This window comes from Streptococcus sp. DD04 (assembly GCF_001578725.1).
GTDB lineage: Bacteria > Bacillota > Bacilli > Lactobacillales > Streptococcaceae > Streptococcus > Streptococcus sinensis.
In genome coordinates this window covers 236,865-237,555 of record NZ_KQ968979.1, presented here as the reverse complement: position 1 = coordinate 237,555, position 691 = coordinate 236,865, and the positions used below count along the sequence as shown (strand labels likewise).

Sequence of the window (691 nt, the reverse complement as noted above, 5' to 3'; positions counted from 1 at the left end):
CTTCCAGTAGCAGCACACACGAAATACGACACCGTAGTTGCAGGCTACTTGGCACAAGGTTATGAAGTGGCTTCTCAGGACGCTCTGCCAAGTCAATTCGACACCGACAGCAGTGTAGATCAAAACGTAGTGATTCGCTTGAAACACGGCACAACTGAATCCCAAGAAAGCAAGTCTGTGAATCTGACTGTTCGTTACCATGGTGCAGGCAGCCAAACACCAGCTGACCAAGTTCAGACAGCAACTTGGACTCGTAGCGTGACGACAGATAAGGTGACTGGCCAACCAGTTTCTGCCACAGCTTGGACAAGCGACAAAGCAAACTATGATGCTGTGCCATCGCCAGTGATTCCAGGTTACACTGTGGATGTGGCGACAGTTCCATCAGAAGCAGTTACCCAAGAAAATATTGTCAAGGATGTACATTACACAATCCAAACGCAAAAAGTGACGTACACGGTAGTAGATGAGACAACCGGTCAGACGCTGGAACATCAAGTTGAATTGACCACCGGTGATTCAGGTGCAGCTCTTCCAGTAGCAGCGCAAACGAAATACGACAGTGTTGTAGCTGGCTATCTGGCAAAAGGTTACGAAGTGGCTTCTCAGGACGCCCTGCCAGATCAATTCGACACCGACAGCAGTGTGGATCAAAACGTAGTGATTCGCTTGAAACACGGCACAACTGAAT

1 protein-coding gene is annotated in these 691 nt (G+C 48.8%); it reads left to right on the top strand.

All coding sequences use genetic code 11. From position 1 onward, the window contains the following. Positions 1–691, top strand: a 691-nt coding sequence (locus STRDD04_RS11180; protein ID WP_443031303.1) for a mucin-binding protein, incomplete at both ends; no start/stop codon positions are given.